General features: G+C 65.0%; 14 protein-coding genes and 1 pseudogene. 12 read left to right on the forward strand and 3 right to left on the reverse strand.

The window, feature by feature from the left end; all coding sequences use genetic code 11:
• The first annotated feature begins 57 nt into the window (after positions 1–57).
• Positions 58–1,800 (forward strand): M28 family metallopeptidase, encoded by a 1,743-nt coding sequence (locus tag L2Y96_RS13980; protein WP_247327232.1) that lies wholly within the window; start codon positions 58–60, stop codon positions 1,798–1,800.
• A 79-nt stretch (positions 1,801–1,879) separates the two neighbouring features.
• Here L2Y96_RS13980 and L2Y96_RS13985 read toward each other — a convergent pair whose 3' ends face one another.
• A complete protein-coding gene (locus tag L2Y96_RS13985; protein ID WP_247327234.1) occupies positions 1,880–3,328 on the reverse strand; it encodes a porin in 1,449 nt (482 codons plus the stop codon).
• A gap of 310 nt (positions 3,329–3,638) precedes the next feature.
• Between L2Y96_RS13985 and L2Y96_RS13990 the strand changes: the two genes are divergently transcribed.
• The 8 genes and pseudogenes from L2Y96_RS13990 (at position 3,639) to L2Y96_RS14025 (ending at position 14,694) form a co-directional block, all read left to right on the forward strand.
• Positions 3,639–5,906, forward strand: a complete 2,268-nt coding sequence (locus L2Y96_RS13990) for a TonB-dependent receptor (RefSeq protein WP_247327236.1) — start codon at positions 3,639–3,641, stop codon at positions 5,904–5,906.
• 1,228 nt (positions 5,907–7,134) lie between these two features.
• Positions 7,135–7,329: a hypothetical protein gene (locus L2Y96_RS13995; RefSeq protein ID WP_247327237.1), complete on the forward strand. Its 195-nt coding sequence runs from the start codon at positions 7,135–7,137 to the stop codon at positions 7,327–7,329.
• 43 nt (positions 7,330–7,372) lie between these two features.
• A complete protein-coding gene (locus L2Y96_RS14000; RefSeq protein WP_247327248.1) occupies positions 7,373–7,708 on the forward strand; it encodes a hypothetical protein in 336 nt (111 codons plus the stop codon).
• A gap of 4 nt (positions 7,709–7,712) precedes the next feature.
• The gene (locus L2Y96_RS14005; protein WP_247327251.1) at positions 7,713–8,087 is read left to right on the forward strand and encodes a GntR family transcriptional regulator; all 375 of its coding nucleotides are present in this window, start codon (positions 7,713–7,715) and stop codon (positions 8,085–8,087) included.
• Positions 8,084–8,941, forward strand: a complete 858-nt coding sequence (locus tag L2Y96_RS14010) for an ABC transporter ATP-binding protein (protein WP_247327254.1) — start codon at positions 8,084–8,086, stop codon at positions 8,939–8,941. Before L2Y96_RS14005 ends, L2Y96_RS14010 begins: the two co-directional genes overlap by 4 nt.
• The gene (locus L2Y96_RS14015; protein WP_247327257.1) at positions 8,938–9,900 is read left to right on the forward strand and encodes a hypothetical protein; all 963 of its coding nucleotides are present in this window, start codon (positions 8,938–8,940) and stop codon (positions 9,898–9,900) included. Before L2Y96_RS14010 ends, L2Y96_RS14015 begins: the two co-directional genes overlap by 4 nt.
• A gap of 134 nt (positions 9,901–10,034) precedes the next feature.
• A pseudogene (locus L2Y96_RS14020) lies at positions 10,035–11,134 on the forward strand (serine hydrolase domain-containing protein).
• A gap of 83 nt (positions 11,135–11,217) precedes the next feature.
• Positions 11,218–14,694 carry a patatin-like phospholipase domain-containing protein gene (locus L2Y96_RS14025; protein ID WP_247327260.1) on the forward strand — a complete coding sequence of 1,159 codons (3,477 nt, stop codon included), beginning with the start codon at positions 11,218–11,220 and terminating at the stop codon, positions 14,692–14,694.
• Between the two features lie 21 nt (positions 14,695–14,715).
• Here the strand turns inward: L2Y96_RS14025 and L2Y96_RS14030 are convergent, their stop codons facing one another.
• Together L2Y96_RS14030 and L2Y96_RS14035 are read right to left on the reverse strand one after the other, a co-directional pair.
• Complete coding sequence (locus tag L2Y96_RS14030) at positions 14,716–16,830, reverse strand: TonB-dependent receptor family protein (RefSeq protein WP_247327263.1); 2,115 nt, start codon at positions 16,828–16,830, stop codon at positions 14,716–14,718.
• A gap of 94 nt (positions 16,831–16,924) precedes the next feature.
• Entirely contained in the window at positions 16,925–18,322 is a 1,398-nt protein-coding gene (locus tag L2Y96_RS14035) for a class II fumarate hydratase (RefSeq protein WP_247327265.1), read from the reverse strand.
• A gap of 157 nt (positions 18,323–18,479) precedes the next feature.
• Between L2Y96_RS14035 and purB the strand changes: the two genes are divergently transcribed.
• The 3 genes from purB to L2Y96_RS14050 all read left to right on the forward strand — a co-directional run bounded on the left by purB (position 18,480) and on the right by L2Y96_RS14050 (position 21,639).
• Positions 18,480–19,847, forward strand: a complete 1,368-nt coding sequence (purB, locus tag L2Y96_RS14040) for an adenylosuccinate lyase (RefSeq protein WP_247327267.1) — start codon at positions 18,480–18,482, stop codon at positions 19,845–19,847.
• A gap of 98 nt (positions 19,848–19,945) precedes the next feature.
• A complete protein-coding gene (locus L2Y96_RS14045; RefSeq protein WP_247327276.1) occupies positions 19,946–21,145 on the forward strand; it encodes a cupin domain-containing protein in 1,200 nt (399 codons plus the stop codon).
• Positions 21,146–21,159: 14 nt separating this feature from the next.
• On the forward strand, positions 21,160–21,639 hold the full coding sequence (locus L2Y96_RS14050) for a DUF7931 domain-containing protein (protein WP_247327278.1): 480 nt from the start codon (positions 21,160–21,162) through the stop codon (positions 21,637–21,639).
• The last annotated feature ends 130 nt before the right edge of the window (positions 21,640–21,769 follow it).

Here is a 21,769-nt window from a genome sequence, read left to right on the forward strand (position 1 = left end):
ACGGATATCGTTACACTCGGGAACCGAGCCACAGACGCCATAGGGAATCCCCGACCGATGCGCCGAATCGCCCTCGCCTGCTTCTCCGCCCTGGCCCTGGCCGCCTGCCAGAACCACGACCAGGACAAGAACGCCCCGGCCGCCGCCAGCACGGCGCCCGCCAAACCGTCGACCTCGCCGCCCCCCCCACTCCCGGCCGTGGCGACGGAAAAGCATGATTTCACCCCGGATATCACCGCGGCCGATTTCGCGGCGCACCTGCGTGTGATCTCGTCCGACGAGTACGACGGCCGCAAACCAGCCACGCTCGGCGAGCGCCTGACCACGAACTACATCATCGCCGCCTTCAAGGCCGCCGGCCTGCAGCCTGGCAATAAGGGCGAGTGGGTCCAGACCGTACCCGCCGTCTCCACCGAGCTGACCGGGCAGGACAGCCTGAAGCTCGATGTCGCCGAGGGTGGCGGCACCGAAGCGTTCGCGTTTGGCAAGGACATGGTCGTCGGCACGCTACAGGCCAAGGCCGACGTGGAACTCAAGGATTCCGACATCGTTTTCGCCGGCTATGGCGTGGATGCGCCCGAGGCGCAGTGGAACGATTTCGACGGCGTCGACGTGAAGGGCAAAACGCTGATCGTGCTGGTGAACGACCCCGGCTGGAACGGCAACGACCCCAAGCTGTTCAAGGGCCGGGAAATGACCTACTACGGCCGCTGGACGTACAAGTTTGAAGAGGCCGCACGCCAGGGCGCTGCCGCTGTCTTCATCGTGCACCAGACCGAGCCGGCCGCGTACGGCTGGAACGTCGTGCAGAGCGGCTGGACCACGCCGCGACTCGACCTCCCGGAGAGCGAAGACCCCGCACCGCGCGTGCCGGTTGCAGGCTGGCTGACCCACGAGGCTGCGCAGCGCCTGTTTGCAAAAGCCGGAAAGAACTTCGACGAACTGGCGAAGCAGGCCGATGTGCGCGGCTTCAAGGCTATTCCGCTCGATGCCAAGGCGAACATCCAGCTGCACAGCAACATCACGCATTCGCTGAGCAACAACGTGATCGGCATGGTCAAGGGTACCGACAAGCCCGATGAGGCCGTGGTGTACACGGCGCACTGGGACCACCTGGGCCACGACCCCTCGCTGAAGGGCCACCAGATTTACAACGGCGCCGTCGACAACGGCACGGGCATCGCGGCCATGCTGGAGATCGCGGCGAAGTTCGGTCAGGACAAGCCGAAGCGCTCAGTGGTGTTCGCCGCCGTGACCATGGAGGAATCGGGCCTGCTCGGCTCGGCTTACTACGTGGCGCACCCGCCCTTCCCGCTGAACAAGACCGTCGCGGACATCAACATGGATGCCCTGGATATCGGTGGCGCGACAAAGGACATGATCGTCACCGGCCTGGGCCAGAACACGCTGGAAGACACCCTGGCCGACGTACTCAAGGGCGATAACCGTGTGGTGGCAGGCGATGCCACGCCGGAGAAAGGCCACTATTTCCGCTCGGATCACTTCAACTTCGCCAAAGCAGGCGTGCCTGCGCTCGCAGCAGGCGGCGGCATCGACATGGTGACCGGCGGCAAGGCAGCAGGCCAGGCGGCCGCCGAGGATTACAACAAGAACCGCTACCACCAGCCCACCGACGTCTACGACCTGCGCTGGGACTTCACCGGCGTGATGCAAAACGTCATGGCGTACTACAAGGTGGGTGAGAAGCTAGCGAACAGCGACGAATGGCCCACCTGGAAGGACGGCAGCGAGTTCAAGGCCGCCCGCGAAAAATCCCTGGCCACCAAAAGCAAGAAATGACCTGTAGGAGCGCGCTTGCGCGCGATCGGGGCTCGCGACAAGGCCCCAATCGCGCGCAAGCGCGCTCCTACAACAGCGGTTAGTAGTTCACCTGCAGCTGCACGCGCATCAGTTTGCCCTTCACCATGGCATACGGCGCGGTGCTCACATCGGTGCGATGCATGTTGGCAAACGCCACGGCCAGTTCCACCGCGCTGCTCGGCTGCCATTCCACACCAGCTTCCAGTTCGTTGACCTCCATATGCGGCGCATTGGTGTCGAACTTGGAAGCACCGCGATAGGTCTGCCATTTCGCGTACGGCATCATCTGGCCGTAGCTGCTTTCGAACTTGTACATCAGCTGCGCGTAACCGCCTCGCAGTGATTTGGTGCGGATGATGCGACGGGCCACGTCGAGTTCAGGGCCCTTGCCCACGGTCCATTCGGCCTGGAAGCCAAACGGCTGCGGGAAGTACACGACGTGCGCGGCGACGCGCCGATCCACACTGCCCTCTTCCGGCGCATCGACACGCGGGGTGAACGTGGCACCGTTGATCGTGGCCGAGCCCGTCGTCACCACATAGCGCCCCGTATACGCATCGGCACCGACTTCAAGGTACTGACCGTTGTCGAACTTGAACGGGTAGGAGAAGTGCACCACGGTATGCAGCTGGTCGTTGCGATCAGGACGGTTCGCGCCCTGCCCGTTGTACACGCCAATGCCGAACATGCCGTAGTCGCCCGAGCCCTTCAGCCCGGATTTCTGCAGGTAACTGAAACGCTCCTTCGCTGCGCCGGGCGACCAGTAGGCGAACAGCCCCAGGTCGCGCTCGTCGCGAACACCCGAATTCAACGCATCGGCACGATCCAGCGCGATCCGGTTCTGGCTCGACTGGAGATCCTCCCAGCCATACGGCACTTTCGACTGGCCCGCGCGGATACGCCAGGTCTTCGCCTTATCCAGCCAGAGGTCGGCGTACGCGTCGCGAAGCTGGGCGAAATGCGTGGTCGTCGAGCCGGACGGCGTGCTGGCCAGGTCGGGCTGGAGGTAAATCGACATCCTGTCGCTCACGTCGCCACTGATCACCACGCGGGCGCGACGGATGCCGAAGCCCTGGTCGCGGCCCGTGAAGCGATCGCCCGGCGACTTCAGGTCCTTCGCCCCATCATCCAGGCCCTCGTTGAGGCGCATCTGCACGTAGCCGCGAATCGACAGCTTCTCGTACCACGCCTTGGCCGCTGCCGCCGAAGCGCCCGGCTTGGCGCTCGCGCCCGCCGGGGCGGTGGCACTGGCCACGCCCGACGAGGCCGCCACGGCCGCCGGTGCTTCGGCCCGAGCCGGCGCCGCCACGACCGCGCCACTGACGGAGGGAGCCTCATCCGAGGCCTGCACGAACTTGCCCAGACGCTGCCTGCCAGGGCCCGGCTCCGCAAAGATTTGTCGGGTTGCCGTATCCACGTACAACTCAATGGCCGCCTGCGGGGCGCCCTCAGCGGCCGCGGTTCCGCACATCGTCCAGAAGGCGGCGGCCAGGGGAAGTCTCTTCATGGGGGAGCTGCTCCGAAAGGTTTGAGAAAATACTCAAACGTCGGCGATACCGACGTCTTCTGTCGGCATCGTGTTCGAAGGCCGAACGGAGCGGCACGTTAGAGCGGCTGTATGTCACTCCCATGACACACCCGGAAATAAGCGCGGAATTTCGCAAGTTACGTAAACGCAACACTTCCGTCATGACCGCGTCACGGGGGATAATTTGCGAAGCTCGGCCCCCGTCAGGGGTTTTGGCACCGTACGTCGGTTCGTACGTTGGCGAGGGCCGGTTTCCATCCCAGTACCCCCACCAGGCGGAAAAAACATCATGTCCCTTGCAAGCACGCGCCGCATGCCGCGTCGCCTCGCTATTGCCCTGAGCATCGCCACCGTCCTTTCGGCCGGTTCCGCGTTCGCCCAGGACACCGCGCAGGCCACGCCGCCCGCTAACAAAGCGAAGACCGCTACCCTCGAAACGGTCACCGTTACCGCTGAAAAGCGCACGGAAGACCTGCAGAAGGTACCCATCTCCATGACCGTGCTCACGAGCGAAAAGCTCGAAGCCTTCGGCCAGGCCGGTGATGGCGTCCTGCAGCTCGCGTCGCGCGCCCCCAGCGTGTACGCCGAAACCTCGTACGGCCGCGAGTTCCCGCGTTTCTACATCCGCGGCCTCGGCAACAGCGATTTCGATCTCAACGCCTCGCAGCCGGTCTCGATGGTGTACGACGATATCGTGCAGGAGAACCCGATCCTGAAGGGCTTCCCGCTGTTCGACCTCGAGCAGGTCGAAGTGCTGCGCGGCCCGCAGGGCACCCTGTTCGGCCGTAACTCGCCGGCCGGCGTGATCAAGTTCGAATCGCGCAAGCCCACCCAGGAAACCGAAGGCTACGCGCGCGTCTCGTACGGCTCGTACGGCACCGCCAACGCGGAAGCCGCGCTCGGCGGCAAGCTGGCCAGCAACTGGGCCGGTCGCGTGTCCGCCCTCGCCCAGCACCGCGACGGCTGGATCGATAACGATTACAAGGGCAAGAAGGACGACCTGGGCGGCTACAACGACCGCGCCGTGCGCCTGCAGGCCCTGTACAAGGCCACCGACGCGTTCGATGCACTGATCAACGTGCACGCCCGCTGGCTCGATGGCAGCGCCATGGTCAACCGCGCCAACTCGATCACCCCGGGCGGCGACCAGTTCGTGCCGGGCTTCGATCGTGATTCGGTCTCGCAGGATGGCAACAACAAGCAGCACCTGTTCACCTGGGGCAGCAACCTGCACCTGAACTGGCATTTCGGCGACCTGAACTTCGCGTCGATCACCGGCCTCGAGCGCGCGACCACGTACAGCCTCGGCGATGTCGATGGCGGCTACGACGCCTCGGAAACGCCGGCCAAGCCGAGCTACACGAACCGCACCACCCCGTTCTACTCGGAAACCGCCGACGCGCTGCCGAAGGATCGCCAGATCACCCAGGAGTTCCGTCTGTCGAACGACACGGCCGAGCGCCTGAAGTGGCAGGTCGGTACGTACTACTTCGATGAAGACATCGCGATCACCAACTTCTCGTACGACACGCTCAACAACCACGTGCTCAACGGCTGGGTGAACCAGGCCCAGCGCACGAAGGCGTACGCGCTGTTCGGCTCGGCCGATTACAACTTCACCGATACGTTCGATGTCCGCGCCGGCGCACGCTGGTCGCACGATAAGCGTGACTTCAAGGCCGACCGCACCCTGGGCTTCACCGGCCCGGTGGGTCCGCTCACCTCGGATCCGACCGATTCGCGCTGGAGCGGCGACCTGACCGGCACCTGGCAGCTCACCAAGAACTCCAACGTGTACGCCCGCGTCGCCAATGGCTTCCGCGCGCCCAGCGTGCAGGGCCGTATCAACTTCGCCAACAGCATCTCGACGGCGAAGCCGGAAACGATCACGTCGTATGAAATCGGCTACAAGTCGACCTCGGACGACAACAAGATCCGTTTCAATGCGGACGTCTACAAGTACAACATGCACAACCAGCAGCTCACGGCCGTGGGCGGTGCGACCAACGTCACCCAGCTGATCAATGCGAAGAAGACGGAAGGCTACGGCGCCGAGTTCGATCTCGAGGCCTACCTGACCCCGAACTTCTACATGACGGCTGGCGGCAGCTACAACCACACCGAGCTGAAGGACCGCGACCTGGCGGTGGCTCCGTGCGGCGGTGGCTGCACCGTGATCGATCCGCTGAATGCCGACGGCAATGCGCTGATCAACGGCAACCCGCTGCCGAACGCGCCGAAGTGGATCGGCACCTGGACGGCTCGCTACGGCATCCCGTACGGCGAGAGCGGCGAGTTCTTCATCTACACCGACTGGAACTACCGCAGCGAAGTGAACTTCTTCCTGTACGACTCGGAAGAGTTCAAGAGCAAGCCGTTCCTCGAAGGTGGCATGCGCGTCGGTTACAACTGGGACTTCGGCAAGCGTGAGGTGGCCCTGTACGGCCGCAACATCACGAACAAGAAGGTGATCACGGGCGGTATCGATTTCAACAATCGGACCGCGTTCGTGAACGACCCGCGCATCATCGGCATCGAGTTCCGCGCCGAGCTGTAAGCGTCTTCGCTTCGTTGTTCCCGGAAAGGCCGCGAGAGATCGCGGCCTTTCTTTTTGGCGGCTCGATCCGGCTCGCCTTCGGCTTCGCGGGGCTCGGCCGTTGGCCATCGCGTTCGCGCTCGGACGTTTCCGGAAAGAGCCCTTGGCGCCCACCCTCGCTGCTCAGACAAGTCTCCAACGTTCGAAAAGGAATGCCGCTCCGCGGCATGTGTACCTATTTGGCCTACGGCCGCGAACCGGCGTGCGGACGGGGGTTTGAAACTCGCCTTCCCTGGCTCGGTTTCAAACGACCGGCCATCCATGGCCGGCCCCGCCTGTGGCGGCTGTTCCCGTCCGCCCGCCTCGTCTCCGACAACTCGCCTCGAGGGTGGGCGCCAAGGGCTCTCGGACACACTGAGGCAGATCGGTTGGAAAGCCACCGCCGCCAGCACGGCTGGCCTGGCGGCGCCCCACACCTGACAAACGACAGTAGGAGCCCACCCTGTGGGCGACATCTTTCGCCTCAACGCTCAGGCCCTGTCGCACGACACGACCGATCAAGGGCCGAACGCCGCAATATCCGGGGTCTGCCGCGAACGGCGTCGCCCACAGGGTGGGCTCCTACGGGGGGTGGGTTTGTACCTCTGGCGAGAAGGCATGCCGCGACGGCCCCGTTGCCGGCTTTCCTCTCACGAAACCTCAGTGCCTCGGAGAGCCCTCGGCGCCCACCCTCGAGGCGAGTTTCGCAGGCGAGGGCGACGGGCGGGAACAGCCGCCGAAGGCGGGAGCGGCCATGGAGGGCCGCTCGTTTGAAACCGAGCCAGGATGGCGAGTTTCAAACCCCCGCCCGGCGACCGGTTCGCGCCCGTAGGGCAATAAGTACATTTGCCGCGTCAGCGGCACTCCTTTTCGAACGACGAGGACCTGTCTGAGCAGCGAGGGTGGGCGCCGAGGGCTCTCCTGCGACCACGTCCGAGCGCCAAAGCGATGGCCAAAGGCCGAGCCACGCGATGCCAAAGGCGAGCCGTATCGAAACGCCGCAAGGTTCCGGCAATGTCCGGATTGCAACCATTTCGCGGGTCGGCGCATCCGATGAGGTGCCCGGTTCGCTACCGCACCAGCACAGCCCGAAACCCGGCATAGGCCATAAGTCATATGGAAATCCAGAAGATTTCAGTTGACGGCCTCTGATTAGGTGTTATAGTTCACTACAACACCGGTCACCCACAGCACTACAGGAGAGAGCACCATGAAAACCCCGACCAACAACATGAACTACGCCGCCCTCGCCGCCTCGTTCGCCATCGCCGTCGCCGCACTGGTTGGCTTCCACAGCACCTCCGTCGCCGTCGCACCGCTCACTGAGATCAACGGCACCCACGTCACGAACCTCGCCCCGGTCGTCGTTTACGCCGACAGCAGCGACAACGTCGCGTCCCTGTAACCCACAGCACCACGCAGCACCTCATCGGAGTTGGAGTATTCCCATGAAAGCGCCGAACCTCATCGCCCTGACCGCTTCCGTCCTGATCGCCGGCACCAGCGTGTTCGCCCTGCGCTCCTTCGATGACCGTGCTGCCGCGATGGTCGCCGCACCGCACTTCGTCAACGGCACCCGTGTCGTCGACCTGCCGGCACTCGAAGTGCGGCCCACCGACGCCGATGTGCGCGAGGCCGCCCTCCTGAGCGAAGCCACCCTGGATTCAGCAGCTGCCGCCCTGCGGCGCAGCGCGGAAGATCGCGCTGCAGCGCTTATCAGCGCGCAGCTCGCCATGCCCTACTATTCGTTTGGCAATGCATTGAGCCACACGGCTAAGGAATAACTACATGTCCATCACCTGGAACGACAGCGTCCCGATTTATCGCCAACTACGCGAACGCGTCGTGGCGATGATCCTGGACGGCGCCTTGAATGAAGGCGACCCGCTGCCGTCGGTGCGCCAGGTCGCGGGGGATTTTCAGATCAACCCGCTGACCGTATCCAAGGCGTACCAGGAGCTGGTCGACGAACAACTGGTTGAGAAACGGAGGGGTCTTGGCATGTTCGTTATCGATGGAGCGCGCGATGCGCTGCTCAAGAGTGAGAGGGAGCGCTTCCTGCGCGAGGAATGGCCGGCCTTGTTCGCCCGCCTGCAGCGCATGGGCCTCGACCTGAAAACCCTGATGCGTGAAGCCCCTGGCTCCACGGAGGATCCGTCATGACAGCGGTCGTTACCGCCAATGGCCTGACCAAGCGCTTCAAGAACCAGGTCGCCCTGGACGGTGCTTCGTTCCAGATCGAATCCGGCCGCATCGTCGGCCTGATCGGCCCCAACGGTGCCGGCAAGACGACCGCCCTCAAGGCGATCCTCGGCCTCACTACCTTTGATGGGCACCTGAGCGTGCTGGGCCTGGACCCGCGCAAGGATCGCGGCAAGCTGATGGAACAGGTGTGCTTCATCGCCGATGTGGCGGTGCTGCCCCGCTGGCTGAAGGTGCGCGACGCCGTGGATTTCGTCGCCAACACCCACCCCCGCTTCGACCGCGCCAAGTGCGATGCCTTCCTGGCCCGCACCAAGCTGCAGCCGGGGCAGAAGGTGAAGCAGCTTTCCAAGGGCATGATCGTGCAGCTGCACCTGGCCCTGGTGATGTCGATCGATGCGAAGCTGCTGGTGCTGGATGAACCGACCCTGGGCCTGGATATCCTCTACCGCAAGCAGTTCTACCAGTCCCTGCTGGAAGACTACTTCGATGAGGAGAAGACCATCCTCGTCACCACCCACCAGGTGGAAGAGATCGAACACATCCTTACCGACCTGATGTTCATCCGCGACGGCAAGATCGTGCTCGACACCGATATGGACAGCCTGGGCGAGCGTTTTGCCGAGGTGCTGGTGAATGCCGAGATGGCCGCGGCAGCCCGCGAGCTGAAGCCGCTGGATGAGCGCCAGGTGTTCGGCAAGAGCATCTTCCTGTTCGACAACGTCAGCCGCCGCGAGCTGGAGAACCTGGGCGAGGTGCGGCGCCCGTCGATCGGCGACCTCTTCGTCGCCACCATGAGGGGTACCTACGCATGAAAAGCTTCTACTGGCTGGTGAGGCGCGAGTTCTGGGAACACAAGGGTGGCTTCATCACGGCACCCATCGTGGCCGGGCTTATCGCGCTGGTGCTCAACGTCATGCTGCTGATCACCGCCGAGGTGATGGGCCGCCGCTGGGCCGGAACGGACAACCACTTCAACACGAACTTCGATCGCGCCTTCGATGCCGACAACCTCGTGCAGGCCGGCGCCGTGCTGGACATGACGCTCTACGGCGTCACCTTCCTGATCCTGGGCGTGATGGCCATCGTGGTCTTCTTCTACTGCCTGGGCGCTCTGTACGACGACCGCCGTGATCGCAGCATCCTGTTCTGGAAGTCGCTGCCGCTGTCGGATACGAACACGGTGCTGTCGAAGGCGGCAAGCGCGGTGGTGGTGGCCCCGGCCATCGCGGTGGTCACCGGCGTGATCGCTGGCTTGTTGCTGATGGTCGTGGTGTCCATTTTCGCTACGTTCCACGGCGTGCCGGCCTGGCGCCTGCTGATGGAAGCCCATCCGTTCCGCGTCGTGTTCACCCTGCTGGCCCTGCTCCCGCTGTACGCCATCTGGGCACTGCCCACGCTGGGCTGGCTGATGCTCTGCTCTGCCTGGGCACGCAGCAAGCCGTTCCTCTGGGCGATCGCCCTCCCGGTCGGCGCCGGCATCGTAGTCAGCTGGTTCGGTTTGATGGGTCTGTTCAACCGCGGCAGCACCTGGTTCTGGACGAATGTGGTGGGCCGTATGCTGGGCAGCCTGGTCCCGGGTGGCTGGGTCGGCCAGAACAACGAGCTGATCATCATGCATGGCCATGACGATCCTGCCTCGGTGCTGAACAGCCTGGACCTGGCGTATCACTACAGCGCCCTGGCCAATCCCTCCACCTGGATCGGTGCCGTGGCAGGTGTGGCGATGATCGCCGGTGCGATATGGTTCCGCCGCTGGCGCGACGATTCCTGATCCACCCCAACGCGACGGCCTCTTCGGAGGCCGTCTTCATGAGGAGAGGTGCGATGCTGCGTTTCCTTCTGCTCACGGCCGCCATGGCCACCGCCTTCCCTGCCCTCGCCGCCGAAGATCCGGTGCCGGGGCTGATGAAAGCCGCTGACGTACCGGGCCTCGCCATCGCCGTGATACGCGACGGCAAAGTCGTTTCGGTGAAGGCCTACGGCTATCGCGACACGGAAAAGAAGCTGCCGCTCACCACCGATACGGTGATGTACGCAGCCTCGCTGACCAAGGCCGCGTTCGCCTACGCGTTGATGGGCCTGGTGGACGAGAAGAAGCTCGACCTCGATGCCAGCATCGCCGGCGATTTGCCGAAGCCGCTGCCCGAGTACCCCAAGTACGCGGACCTCGCTGGCGACGAACGCTGGCGGAAACTCACGCCCGCGCTGTTGCTCAGCCATCGCTCCGGCTTCCCAACTTTCGCTTCTGGCCCCCAGGCAAGGATTACGACGCCAACGCGCCACTGAAGTTCTACCAGGCGCCGGGCACGAAGTACGGCTACTCCGGCGAAGGCATCAACCTGCTGCAGTTCGTGATCGAGAACGGCAAAGGCATCGATGTCGGCACGCTAATGCAGGATCGCCTTTTCAAGCCTTACGGCATGACCCGCACCAGCATGACCTGGCGGGATGACTTCGCGGACAACAACACCACCGGCTACGACATGGACGGCAAGACGGTGAAGCACAACCAGCGTGGCTCCGTGCGCGCCGCGGGCTCCATGGACACAACGATCCACGACTACGCCAACCTCGTCGCCGCCATGGTTCGCGGCGACGGCCTCTCGAAGGCGGCGTACGCTACCTGGCTGAAGCCGGTGGTGCGGATCCGGTCGGTGCAGCAGTTCCCGACCATCGGCACGCCGGACAGCAACGACAACGATGCGATTTCGCTGGGCTACGCCATGGGCGTGGGGACGTTCAATTCACCGCGCGGCCCAGCGTTCTTCAAAGGAGGACACGATGATGGCACCAACAACGTCTTCGTGTGCCTGGAGCGATCGAAGGACTGCGTGCTCATCATGAGCAACTCGAGCCATGCGGAGTCGATTTTCCCGGCTTTGATGCAGGCCACGCTCGGCAAGACCTGCTTTCCCTGGTATTGGGAGGGCTACCTGCCCTACGACAAGCCCGGGCTGAAAAACGAGAAGGTCGTCCCGGATCGCCATCCGGCCTGTTCGCTCTGAAGGGGTAAGCCAACTGGCCGATTGTGGCCGCCCCTCCCCCGGGTCTACAACCGACCGCTGGTACGCGGCCCGGGGAGAGGCGCATGGCGACCACGCTCGAAGACGAGGCCCTGGCCGCGCGCCGCGCGCAGGCAGGCATTCCCTCCGACGCTCCACGTAGCGGCCTGGCGTTTTCCGGCGGGGGCATCCGCAGCGCGACCTTCTGCCTTGGCGTGGCGCGTGCCTTTGCCCGGCACAAGCTGCTGCATCGCTTCGACTACCTGTCGACGGTGTCCGGTGGAGGCTACGCCGGCTCGGCGTTCGGACGGCTATTCCATGCGGGCGAAGGCGGCGGTGCCAACGCCGTCGAGGAAGGACTTGCCCGGGACGACACGTCATTCCTCTGGTGGCTTCGCAACAACGGCCGCTTCCTCGCACCGGCGGGCGCCGGCGATCTGTTCCAAACCTGGAGCACCCAACTTCGGGGCTTTCTCGCCACGCAGGTCGAAGTGGCCGTACTGGCCGTCGTCCTGGCCTGCCTGATCACCCTTCCCCACCTGGGCTACACCGCCTTGCCTGAAGGGCGCTGGGAGCTGCCCGTGATCGTCAGCCTGTGGTGGTGGCTGCTGCCGATCCCCGCCGCCATGGCTGCCATCGCCTGCTACGGATACTGGTTCCTAGGGCGAGTCACCCTCGCGGGGATCGTGACGGCGATCGCCGCGGGATTCGCCAGCGTCGCGCTGGCCTGGCGTGCCTGGTCCGCGCAGGATCCCGTGGAACAGGGCCTGTGGACCGCGTGCGCGTTGTTTTTCGGCCCCTCCCCGCTGGCGTGGATCACAGCGCGGATCAGCTCCGCGCTGCGCAGTGAAGAGGCCAACCGGGTGCGCTATGCACGCGCATTTGCCGGGTTCCTCGTGCTATTCGGCCTCGTGGCGTTACTCGGCGCGATCGACCTGCTCAGCTGGTATGTGCGCTCGCGCCTGGGCAGCCTGCATCCGGGCGTTGGGCTGTTCACCAGCGCCGGCCTTGCGACCTTGCTGCTTGCCGTGGTGCGTGCCGTCATGCCACTGGCTGGCAACGGCGGGAAATCGGGCACGAAGCTGCCTACCGGCACGATCGTGCAAATACTCGGCCTGCTCACCCTGGGCCTGATCGTGCTGTTCTGGACCACGATCTTCCAGTTCCTCGTGTTCCCGCCCGACCAGGGCGGCAGCGGCATCTTCCAGCACGCGTGGGTGCGTTGGTTAGCCGCGGCGCTGGTCGTCACGGTGTATCTGCTGATGAATGGCCGCTCGATGGGGCAGCTCAATCAATCCTCGCTGCACCTGTTCTATCGCTCGCGACTCGCCCGCACTTACGTCGCCGTCGGGAATGCGCCCACGCCGGGAAACACCGCGCGCACGCGCTTCCCTTCGCCCATGCTTTCGCCCGTGACGCGCGATACCACCGAAGCCATCGTCAAGGTGACCGAGCTGCTGCCCGGCGATGATGTCGCGCTGACGGACTACGCGCCGCACCGCCATGGCGGACCGATCCACCTGGTGAACTGCTGCATCAACCAGACCGTGGACGACCGCACGGGCACGTATAACGCGGATCGCAAAGGCGTGAGCCTTTCGGTGAGTGCACTCGGCGTGGAAACGGGCACGCACGGACCGGACGCATCGATCTTGCCCACGCTCGCGAAGACGACGCTCGCCGAATGGGTGGCCATCTCCGGCGCGGCGGTCGGCTCCGGCATGGGTTCGCTCACCCAGTCGGGCACCGCTGCGCTGCTCTTCCTCAGCGGCCTGCGCCTGGGTTACTGGCAGCGCAACCTCGCCAGTGAACCGCCGCCTCGACGCGGCATCGTCGCGAAGTACCAGGCGTTGATGCGCGAGATGCTCGCGCGCTTCCCCGGCCTGCGTGATGCGGACTGGTACCTGAGCGACGGCGGCCATTTCGACAACACCGGCGTTTACACGCTGTTGAAGCGCGAACTGCAACTGGTGGTGCTGGTGGATTGCGGCGCCGATCCCGACTACCGCTTCGCTGATGTCGAGAACCTGGTGCGTAAGGCGCGCATCGATTACGACGCTGGCATCGCCTTCGTCGATCCGCTGCAGCTTGCCGAGATCGCAGGACCTGCGGCCCCGTTGTTCGGCACGCCCGACACAATGACCTCGGATCCCGGCGCCGCGCATCTACTGCTGGCACGTATCGCGTACGCCAGCGGCGCGCAGGGGACGCTGCTGATCGTGAAACCCAGGCTACCCGAGGGCCTGCCACTGGACGTCGCGGGCTATGCCGATCGCGAGCCGACCTTCCCGCAGCAGAGCACGGCGCAGCAGTTCTTCAGCGAATCGCAGTGGGAGAGCTATTGTCAGCTCGGCGTCTGTCTTGGCGGCTCCGTGACCGCGGAACTCCTCGACAACGCGCATGCGTGGGCATGGCAAGGGACCGTGGTTGGCACGCAGGCCACGGCGCTCACGGCCGCGACCGCACCACCCAGCCGGTTCCGGCAGATGGCGACGACGGTGGGAACGTCGATCGGCCTGGGCGCGCTGTTTACCGCAGCGCTCGCCGGCTGGCAGGCGTTCGACACGGCCCGCAAGCAGGATGCGGCCGCCGAAGCGGCCACGCAGCAGAAGACCCAGGACATCACCGCCAAGGCCGTCGCGCTGGGCGGATCGTTGCAACCCGGCGTGGCCTATGACGGGACGCTCGACGGCAAGATTAACGACCTGCTGCACGACCTCGCCACCGTGCAGATGCCCGATCGCCTGCGTGAACGCCTTGCCGGCCTGGTACAGCCGCTGTCGAACGCCTGCGATGCCACCGTGGATGCGCAGCAACAAGCCAGCTGCGAGTACTACGCCAACGTGCTGGCATGGCGCACCAGCGTGCCACCCACGGCATGGCAATCGGCGATGCGCGATTACGACCGCTGGCGCGATCCGACGCAGGCCATCGACACGAGCCTCGCGGACACGGGCACCGAGACGCCAGCTGCCACACCGCCACCGCCCGCACCACCGCCGCCCATGGCGGAGCCTCCGCCTCCGCCGCCGCCCGAAGCCGCTGCCATGCCGGAACCGCCCACCGCTGCTGACAGCGGCGGAGAACACCGAGGCCATGCCGTGGCCACGGAACGGCCCGCCCCCATCACCGAAACGGCTGCGGCAGCGGCGCCGCCAGCGGAGCTGGCCCCGCAGCCTTCGACCGCCGATCTTGCAGTGCAGGTCACCCAGGCCTGCGGGCAGCCAGGCCAGCCGTATACGCTGTACACGCAGGTGTACGACGAGGCGAGCCGCACGGCTGCGACGGCCGTGTTGGCACGCATCCAGGCGCTGGGCGTCGTGGTGCCAGGTATCGAGAACGTCAGCACCAGCGCCTCGCGCAACGGCACGCGCGCACCCTTCGAATGGCGCGCACCAACCGTGCTCTATCCGGCAAGTGGAGCGGCTTGCGCCACGGCGCTCGTCACGTGGGCGAACACCACGCTACCCGAACTGGCCCACGTGAAGGCACGCGCGGTGGCCCTGCCGCCGGGCACGGGTAAGGCCGCGACCCTGGAACTGTGGCTGCCGCGGCGGCGTTAGCCGCCACGGCTCACACCGCTATCAGAAGCTGAGCTCCAGCCCCAGCGTCACGCTGCGGCTGGGCGCAGGCTGCCTGCCCCACGGGCTCGTATCGACGCCGCGGTAGTAGTAATTGCGGTCGAACAGATTGTTCACCGCCAGCGAGCCGGTCAACACCGATGTACCGCTTTTCATGAGCTGCTGCGTCCATTGCGCATTCCACACCGCGTACGACGGCAGACGGCCCACGGAAGCGATCGCGTTTTCCTGGCGCGTATTCGCCGCATCGCTGTAAGCGCTGCTGAAGTAATAACCGGAAAGCGCGACGGTCGTGTCGCCGCGTGTAAACGACGCCCCGACATTCACCTGGTTGCGCGAGGTATATGGCACGCGCAGCCCTTCATACTGGCCCGAGCGCTGCTCCGCATCGAGGTACGCGTAGCCAAGGCTGAGCTTCAAACCGTCGAGGGCCAGCGGCGACCAGTCGATGTTCGCCTCGAGACCCTGGTGCACGGTCTTGCCGATGTTGCCGTAGGTGCGCGTCGTGTTGTCGAGCTGGATCTGCTTGTCGAAGTCGATGCGGTAAAGGTCGGCATGGATCTCCGTACGCGCGGTCGGATGAAAGCGCGCGCCCAGCTCGTAGTTCCACGCCAGCTCCGATTCCAGGTTGTCGCCAAAGACGATCTGGGTGACCTGCGGCGCGCGCAGGGAGCGTTGCGCATCGGCGTAGATGTACCACTTGTCCGAGGCCTTGAAACCCAGGGTCAGGCCCGGCAGCCAGTTGCGCACGTTGTTGTTGAACGCGGTGCCGTTGGCGAGGTTGCGGTACGTGGCATCGAGGTGCTCGTAGCGCACACCCGGCGTCACGACGAAACGGTCATCCGCGAAGCCGATGGCGTCGCTCACATAGCCGGCCCATGCGCGGTCGCGGAACTGCCAGTCGCGGACCAGCGTGTAGACACCATTGTCGAGGCCGGTATTACCCACGAGGAAATCAATGTTCTCGCGCACGGCGCGCGCACCGACGGTCCACTTCTGGCTCACCGGGCCATCGATATCCAGGCTGAACTGCGGCTGGGTGCCATACACCTTGAAACCGCGCGGCGCGCTCTGCTCCAGCTGCGGCGCAAGATCGGGGCGCCACGTTTCTGCCGATGAGCGGCGCATGCCGACGATGAAGTTGCGCTCGCTATCGGCGCTGAAGTTCGACCAGCTGAATTTGGACGCATCGAACCATGCCCACGCACCGAGATCCTGCTCGTAGGTGAGCGAGGCGCGCGTGGTCGTGCCATGGAAGTGATCCAGCGGGCGGGTGGCCTGGCGTGGGTCGTCGAGGTAATCGGCCACGGAGAGCGCGCCAGCCATGTCCATGTGCGCGACGTAACGCTGGATATCGGCTTTGAGCACCTTGTCGTCTGCGATCCACCATTCGGTGCGCAGGCGGACGTTCTTGACGTTAGTGCCGCTGTGGTCGCGGAAGTACTCGCCCTTCAGGTAATCCGCATCGAGCTGCATGCCGAAGTTTGGCGTGAGATAGCCGCCGGTCGATACCGAGGTATCGCGCAGCATCTGCCCGCGGCCATAAGCGGTGATCTTTTCGCCGAGCGTGGTGGTCCACTGCTCCGGGATGGGCTTGCTGACGAAGTTGATGACGCCGCCTACGTTGTTCGGGCCGTACTGCACGGCCGCGCCACCACGCACGATGTCGATACGGTCGATCTGGTTCATCGTGACGGGGAACAGCGAGAGGCTGGTCTGTCCGTACGGCGCCAGCGAGAGCGGGATGCCGTCGAGCAGCGCCTGCACGCGGCCACTGCGGCTTTCGTACAGGCCGCGCAACGCGATCTGCGGCAGCACCCCCGTACCGGTTTCGTCGAAGATCTTCACCCCAGGGACGTGCTGGAGCGCATCGTCAAGCGAGCGATTGGCACCCTTAGCCAGCGCGTCGCGGTCGATAACCTGGCGGCTGCCGGCATAGGTTTTGACATCGTCAGCGCGGGAGGCACCCAGGACGCTGCCGCTAACCATGATGGTGTCGAGCTTGCGAGCTTTGTCCTGGGCAGCGTCGCTGGCGTTGTCCTGCGCGGCGGCGGCGTGCGCGGCAAGCGCAAGCATCGTGGCGGCGGCAAGCTGCCGCCGGACGAAACGGTCCTTCATGGGTAAGCCCTGGATTGCGAAAAATCGCGACGAACGATAATGCGAACCGTTCGCAATCACAAGGTAAGATTGTGCGCGCTCCTACGGAAGCGGATCAGCCACCGCCGCCGCCACCACCGTGGATCCCGCCCTTCGTGAGCGCGGCCGGATCCAGCAGCTTGGCCAGCTCCGCCTTCGACAGACCCGTGGTCTCCAGCGCCACCTCCATGATCGGCCGCTTCTCCTTGTAAGCCTGCTTGGCCGTGGCGGCACCCTTCTCGTAGCCGATCACCGGGTTCAGCGCGGTGACCAGGATCGGGTTCTTGTCGAGCGCCTCGCGCACGTGCTCTTCGTTGACCTTGAAGCCCGCAATGGCCTTGTCAGCGAGCAGCGTAGTGACGTTGGCCAGGATCTCGATCGACTGCAGCAGGTTGTACGCAATGACCGGCAGCATGACGTTGAGCTGGAAGTTGCCCGACTGGCCGGCGATGGCGATGGTGGCGTCGTTGCCGATCACCTGCGCGGCGACCATGGCGGCGGCTTCCGGAATCACCGGATTCACCTTGCCCGGCATGATCGACGAGCCCGGCTGCAGCGCCGGCAGTTCGATTTCACCGAGACCGGCGAGCGGGCCGGAGTTCATCCAGCGCAGGTCGTTGGCGATCTTCATCACCGCGACCGCGAGGGCGCGGAGCTGGCCGGAAAGTTCCACGGGCGCATCCTGCGCAGCCATGCCGGAGAAGTAGTTGTCCGAGGATTCGAACTTCACGCCGGTGAGCTTGCCGAGCTCAGTGGCGACGGCCGGGCCGAACTTCGGATCGGCGTTGATGCCGGTACCGACGGCGCTACCACCCTGCGGCAGGCGACGGGTGCGCTTGAGCGTATCGCCGATGCGCTCCTCCGCATCGCGGATCTGCGCGGACCACCCCGAGAGCTCCTGGCCAAAGGTGATCGGCATCGCATCCATCAGGTGGGTGCGGCCGGTCTTCACCACCTTCTTCAGCTCCTTGGCGCGCGTGTCGATCGTCTTGCGCAGGTGCTTCAGTGCCGGGAGCAGCTTCTCGCTGGTGGCGAGGGTGGCACTGACGAGGATTGCCGTGGGGATCACGTCGTTCGAGCTCTGGCCCGCGTTGACGTGGTCGTTCGGATGCACCTTGGCGCCAGCGGCCTCGGCGAGGTGGGCGATCACCTCGTTGGCATTCATATTGGAGCTGGTGCCCGAGCCGGTCTGAAACACATCGATCGGGAAGTGCTCATCCACCTCGCCCGCGGCAACCTTGTCGGCCGCGGCGCGGATGGCCTTGGCGGTGGCCTTGTCGAGCTGGCCGAGCTTTACATTGGCCTCGGCCGCTGCGGCCTTGACCAGGCCCAGGGCCCGGATGAACTCGCGCGGCATGGTCAGGCCGGAGACCGGGAAGTTATCCACGGCCCGCTGGGTCTGCGCCCCGTAAAGAGCTTTGGCGGGCACCTTCAACTCGCCCATGCTGTCGCGTTCGGTACGAAACTTGGTCATTGCGGGGAATCCGGGTTGTGGGAGCCCATTCACGATAGACCCTTTCCCGTTCATTCGTCACCGCGCCCCAGCCCGCCTCGGGCCAGCCGGCCGGGATCCATCCCGCCCGGGTATAATCATCGGCTGCCCCGCTTCTCGCTTCCCAGGACCTAAGCCCATGTCCCACGCCACGCTGACCGCCCTTTCGCCGCTGGATGGCCGCTACGCCTCCAAGTCGGGCTCCCTGCGCCCCATCTTCAGCGAGTTCGGCCTCATGCACCGCCGCGTGCACGTGGAAATCCACTGGCTGCTGGCCCTGGCCCGCCACCCGGGCATCGTCGAGCTGCCTGAGTTCCCGGCGGCGTCGGTCGCCCGGCTCGAAGCCATCGCCAACGATTTCTCCGTCGATGGCGGTGAGCGGATCAAGGCGATCGAAGCCACGACCAATCACGACGTCAAGGCCGTCGAGTACTTCATCAAGGAACAGATCGGCAACGATCCGACCCTGGCCCAGGCCAAGGAGTTCGTGCACTTCGCCTGCACCAGCGAAGACATCAACAACCTCGCCTACTCGCTGATGTTGCGTGATGCGCGCGAAGACGTGCTGCTCCCGGCCATCGACCAGGTCATCGGCGTGCTGCGCGCCAAGGCGCATGAATATGCCGGCCTCTCGCTGCTCTCGCGCACGCATGGCCAGACCGCCTCGCCCAGCACCATGGGCAAGGAACTCGCCAACGTCGTCGCGCGCCTGGAGCGCCAGCGCAAGCAGCTCGTCGCCATCGAGATCCCGGGCAAGATCAACGGCGCCGTGGGTAATTACAACGCGCACGTCATTTCCTACCCGGCGGTCGACTGGCCGGTGCTGGCCTCGGGCTTCGTCGAAGGCCTGGGCCTCACGTTCAACCCGTACACCACGCAGATCGAACCGCACGACGGCATCGCCGAGTTCGCTGACGTGCTTCGTCGCATCAACATCATCCTGATCGATCTCGCCCGCGACATCTGGGGCTACATCTCGCTCGGCTATTTCCGCCAGGCGCTGAAGGCCGGTGAAGTCGGCTCCTCGACCATGCCGCACAAGGTCAACCCGATCGACTTCGAAAACGCCGAAGGCAACTTCGGTCTCGCCAACGCCCTGCTCGGCCACTTCGCCGAGAAGTTGCCGATCAGCCGCTGGCAGCGTGACCTCACCGACTCCACCGTGCTGCGTGCCCTCGGCACCGCGTTCGGCCATTCGCTGGTCGCACTGGAATCGCTGCTCAAGGGTCTGGGCAAACTCAACGTCAACGCCGAGCGCATCGCCGCCGACCTCGACAACAGCTGGGAAGTGCTCGCCGAAGCCGTGCAGACCGTCATGCGCCGTTACGGCCTGCCGGAACCGTACGAGCAGCTCAAGGCCCTCACCCGCGGCCAGGGCATCACGAAGGATTCGATGCGCGCCTTCATCGACGGCCTGGACATGCCGGCCGATGCGAAAAAGGCCCTCGCCGAGCTCACCCCGGCAACGTACATCGGCCTGGCCGACAAGCTCGCAAAAGCGATCTGACCACAAGGCGCCGGGATCACACCCGGCGCCCCTGCAGGTCATAGCGATGCGGCGTTTGAGTCGCACGCTACAAGCGCGGGGCGATTACAATCCCGCCCATGGCCATCAAGACCCCTACCCAAAAGCCCTTCCCCATCGAAGTCCGCGGTTCGGCTTCGCAGCCCCTTGGCATGAGTGCCACGCAGTTCCTGCGCGATTACTGGCAGAAGCGGCCGCTACTTATCCGCAATGCCTACCCTAATTTCGAGGCGCCGATCGAGCCGAACGACCTGGCTGGCCTGGCCTGCGAGGAAGGCGTGCTGGCTCGCCTCATCATTCATGACGAGAAGCGTGACAAGTGGACGGTGAAGACCGGCCCCTTCACTGAAGCCGAATTCGGCAAAACCCCGAAGCGGGACTGGACCCTGCTGGTCCAGGACGTCGACAAGTGGGATGCCGACGTGGCGTCGCTGCTCGATACCTTCAGCTTCCTGCCGACCTGGCGCGTTGACGACATCATGATCTCGTACGCCGAGGACGGCGGCGGCGTGGGCGCCCACGTCGACCAGTACGACGTGTTCCTGCTGCAGGGCCTCGGCCAGCGCCACTGGGCGATCAGCAACGACCCGGACGCCCCGCTGGATTTCCGCGATGACGTGGAACTCAAGCAGCTGAAGACCTTCGAGCCCACCCATGAGTGGCTGCTCGATCCGGGCGATATGCTTTACCTGCCCCCGGGCGTGCCGCACGACGGCGTGGCCCTGGGCGATTGCATGACGATTTCGCTGGGCATGCGCGCACCCTCGCAGGCCGAGCTCACCGGTGACCTCGCCGACTTCCTGGCTGAGCGCATGCCGGAAGAACTGCGTTACACCGACCCGGACCTGGCCCCGGCCAAGCGCGCGGGCGAGATCGATTCGGCGGCGCTAAACCGCCTGCGTGCGGCCCTGCCCTTCGCGGCCGCGCTGGACCGCGACCTGCTCGCTGACTGGTTCGGCCGCTTCATCACCCGCTACCGCAACGCCCAGGACGCGGTCCCGCCGCCGAAGGCGACCACGGCCGCGGCACTGGATAAGGCGATCGAGGGCGGTTCGACCTTTGTCCGCCATCCGTTCGCCCGCCTTGCCTGGGTCCGCGGCAAGAAGGACGCCACGCTTTATGTGAGCGGCGCCGCTTACGAGTGCCCGACCGAACTGGCCGAAACCCTCTCCGGCCAGCGCGAGCTGACCTTCGACAAGGCACCGGCAGCTGCGAAGGCGGTGCTGCTCGCCCTGGTCAACGACGGCCACCTCGGCATCCGCAAGGGCCGCCGCCGGTGACGGGCCCGGCGGACATGGCTCTCGTGGCGCAGGACCGGGCCGGTCTGGACGCCGCCCATGTCCGCCTCCTTTCGGTCGCCCGTTACCGGGCGTCGATCTACCTGCCGGTGATGGACCCCGGTGTACTGGAAAGTGACGAAGTTCACACTGAACTGCGCCGCCTGGCCACCAGTGGCCGGGCAGCCCGCATCCGCATCCTTACCCATGATGCCAATCGGGCCCACCGCGACGGGCACCGGCTGATCGCACTCAGCCAGCGTTTACCCACGGCCGTATCGATCCGCGTTCCAACGGATGAGACACATCTCCACTACGGCTCGGCGTTCACCACCGCCGACGACGCGGGGGCTTATCTGTTCAGGCCCGTGTTTTCGCGGTTCGAAGCCGAAGGGTCCCTGGATGCCCTCGGCCAGACCTCTCGATTAATGGCCTATTTTGATGAGGTCTGGGAACGCGCGGAGCCCGCCTGGGAGATAAGACCACTGGGTATTTGATATCTCAGACATACGGCAAAAAGCTTGGCGCGGCGCAATGTCACGGGGCTATACTTAACGGATTCTTTGCCGCGGGCGCGTCTTTCGCTCCACCCGCGACAGCCCGCCCTTTCCGTGTGTGCCGGTGGTG

It is taken from the genome of Luteibacter aegosomaticola, from assembly GCF_023078475.1.
In the GTDB taxonomy this organism is placed as follows: Bacteria; Pseudomonadota; Gammaproteobacteria; order Xanthomonadales; family Rhodanobacteraceae; genus Luteibacter; species Luteibacter aegosomaticola.

Coding starts and splice junctions, on each gene's coding strand:
- L2Y96_RS13980 (WP_247327232.1), top strand. CDS start 58: ATGCGCCGAATCGCCCTCGCCTGCTTCTCCGCCCTGGCCCTGGCCGCC.
- L2Y96_RS13985 (WP_247327234.1), bottom strand. CDS start 3,328: ATGAAGAGACTTCCCCTGGCCGCCGCCTTCTGGACGATGTGCGGAACC.
- L2Y96_RS13990 (WP_247327236.1), top strand. CDS start 3,639: ATGTCCCTTGCAAGCACGCGCCGCATGCCGCGTCGCCTCGCTATTGCC.
- L2Y96_RS13995 (WP_247327237.1), top strand. CDS start 7,135: ATGAAAACCCCGACCAACAACATGAACTACGCCGCCCTCGCCGCCTCG.
- L2Y96_RS14000 (WP_247327248.1), top strand. CDS start 7,373: ATGAAAGCGCCGAACCTCATCGCCCTGACCGCTTCCGTCCTGATCGCC.
- L2Y96_RS14005 (WP_247327251.1), top strand. CDS start 7,713: ATGTCCATCACCTGGAACGACAGCGTCCCGATTTATCGCCAACTACGC.
- L2Y96_RS14010 (WP_247327254.1), top strand. CDS start 8,084: ATGACAGCGGTCGTTACCGCCAATGGCCTGACCAAGCGCTTCAAGAAC.
- L2Y96_RS14015 (WP_247327257.1), top strand. CDS start 8,938: ATGAAAAGCTTCTACTGGCTGGTGAGGCGCGAGTTCTGGGAACACAAG.
- L2Y96_RS14025 (WP_247327260.1), top strand. CDS start 11,218: ATGGCGACCACGCTCGAAGACGAGGCCCTGGCCGCGCGCCGCGCGCAG.
- L2Y96_RS14030 (WP_247327263.1), bottom strand. CDS start 16,830: ATGAAGGACCGTTTCGTCCGGCGGCAGCTTGCCGCCGCCACGATGCTT.
- L2Y96_RS14035 (WP_247327265.1), bottom strand. CDS start 18,322: ATGACCAAGTTTCGTACCGAACGCGACAGCATGGGCGAGTTGAAGGTG.
- purB (WP_247327267.1), top strand. CDS start 18,480: ATGTCCCACGCCACGCTGACCGCCCTTTCGCCGCTGGATGGCCGCTAC.
- L2Y96_RS14045 (WP_247327276.1), top strand. CDS start 19,946: ATGGCCATCAAGACCCCTACCCAAAAGCCCTTCCCCATCGAAGTCCGC.
- L2Y96_RS14050 (WP_247327278.1), top strand. CDS start 21,160: ATGGCTCTCGTGGCGCAGGACCGGGCCGGTCTGGACGCCGCCCATGTC.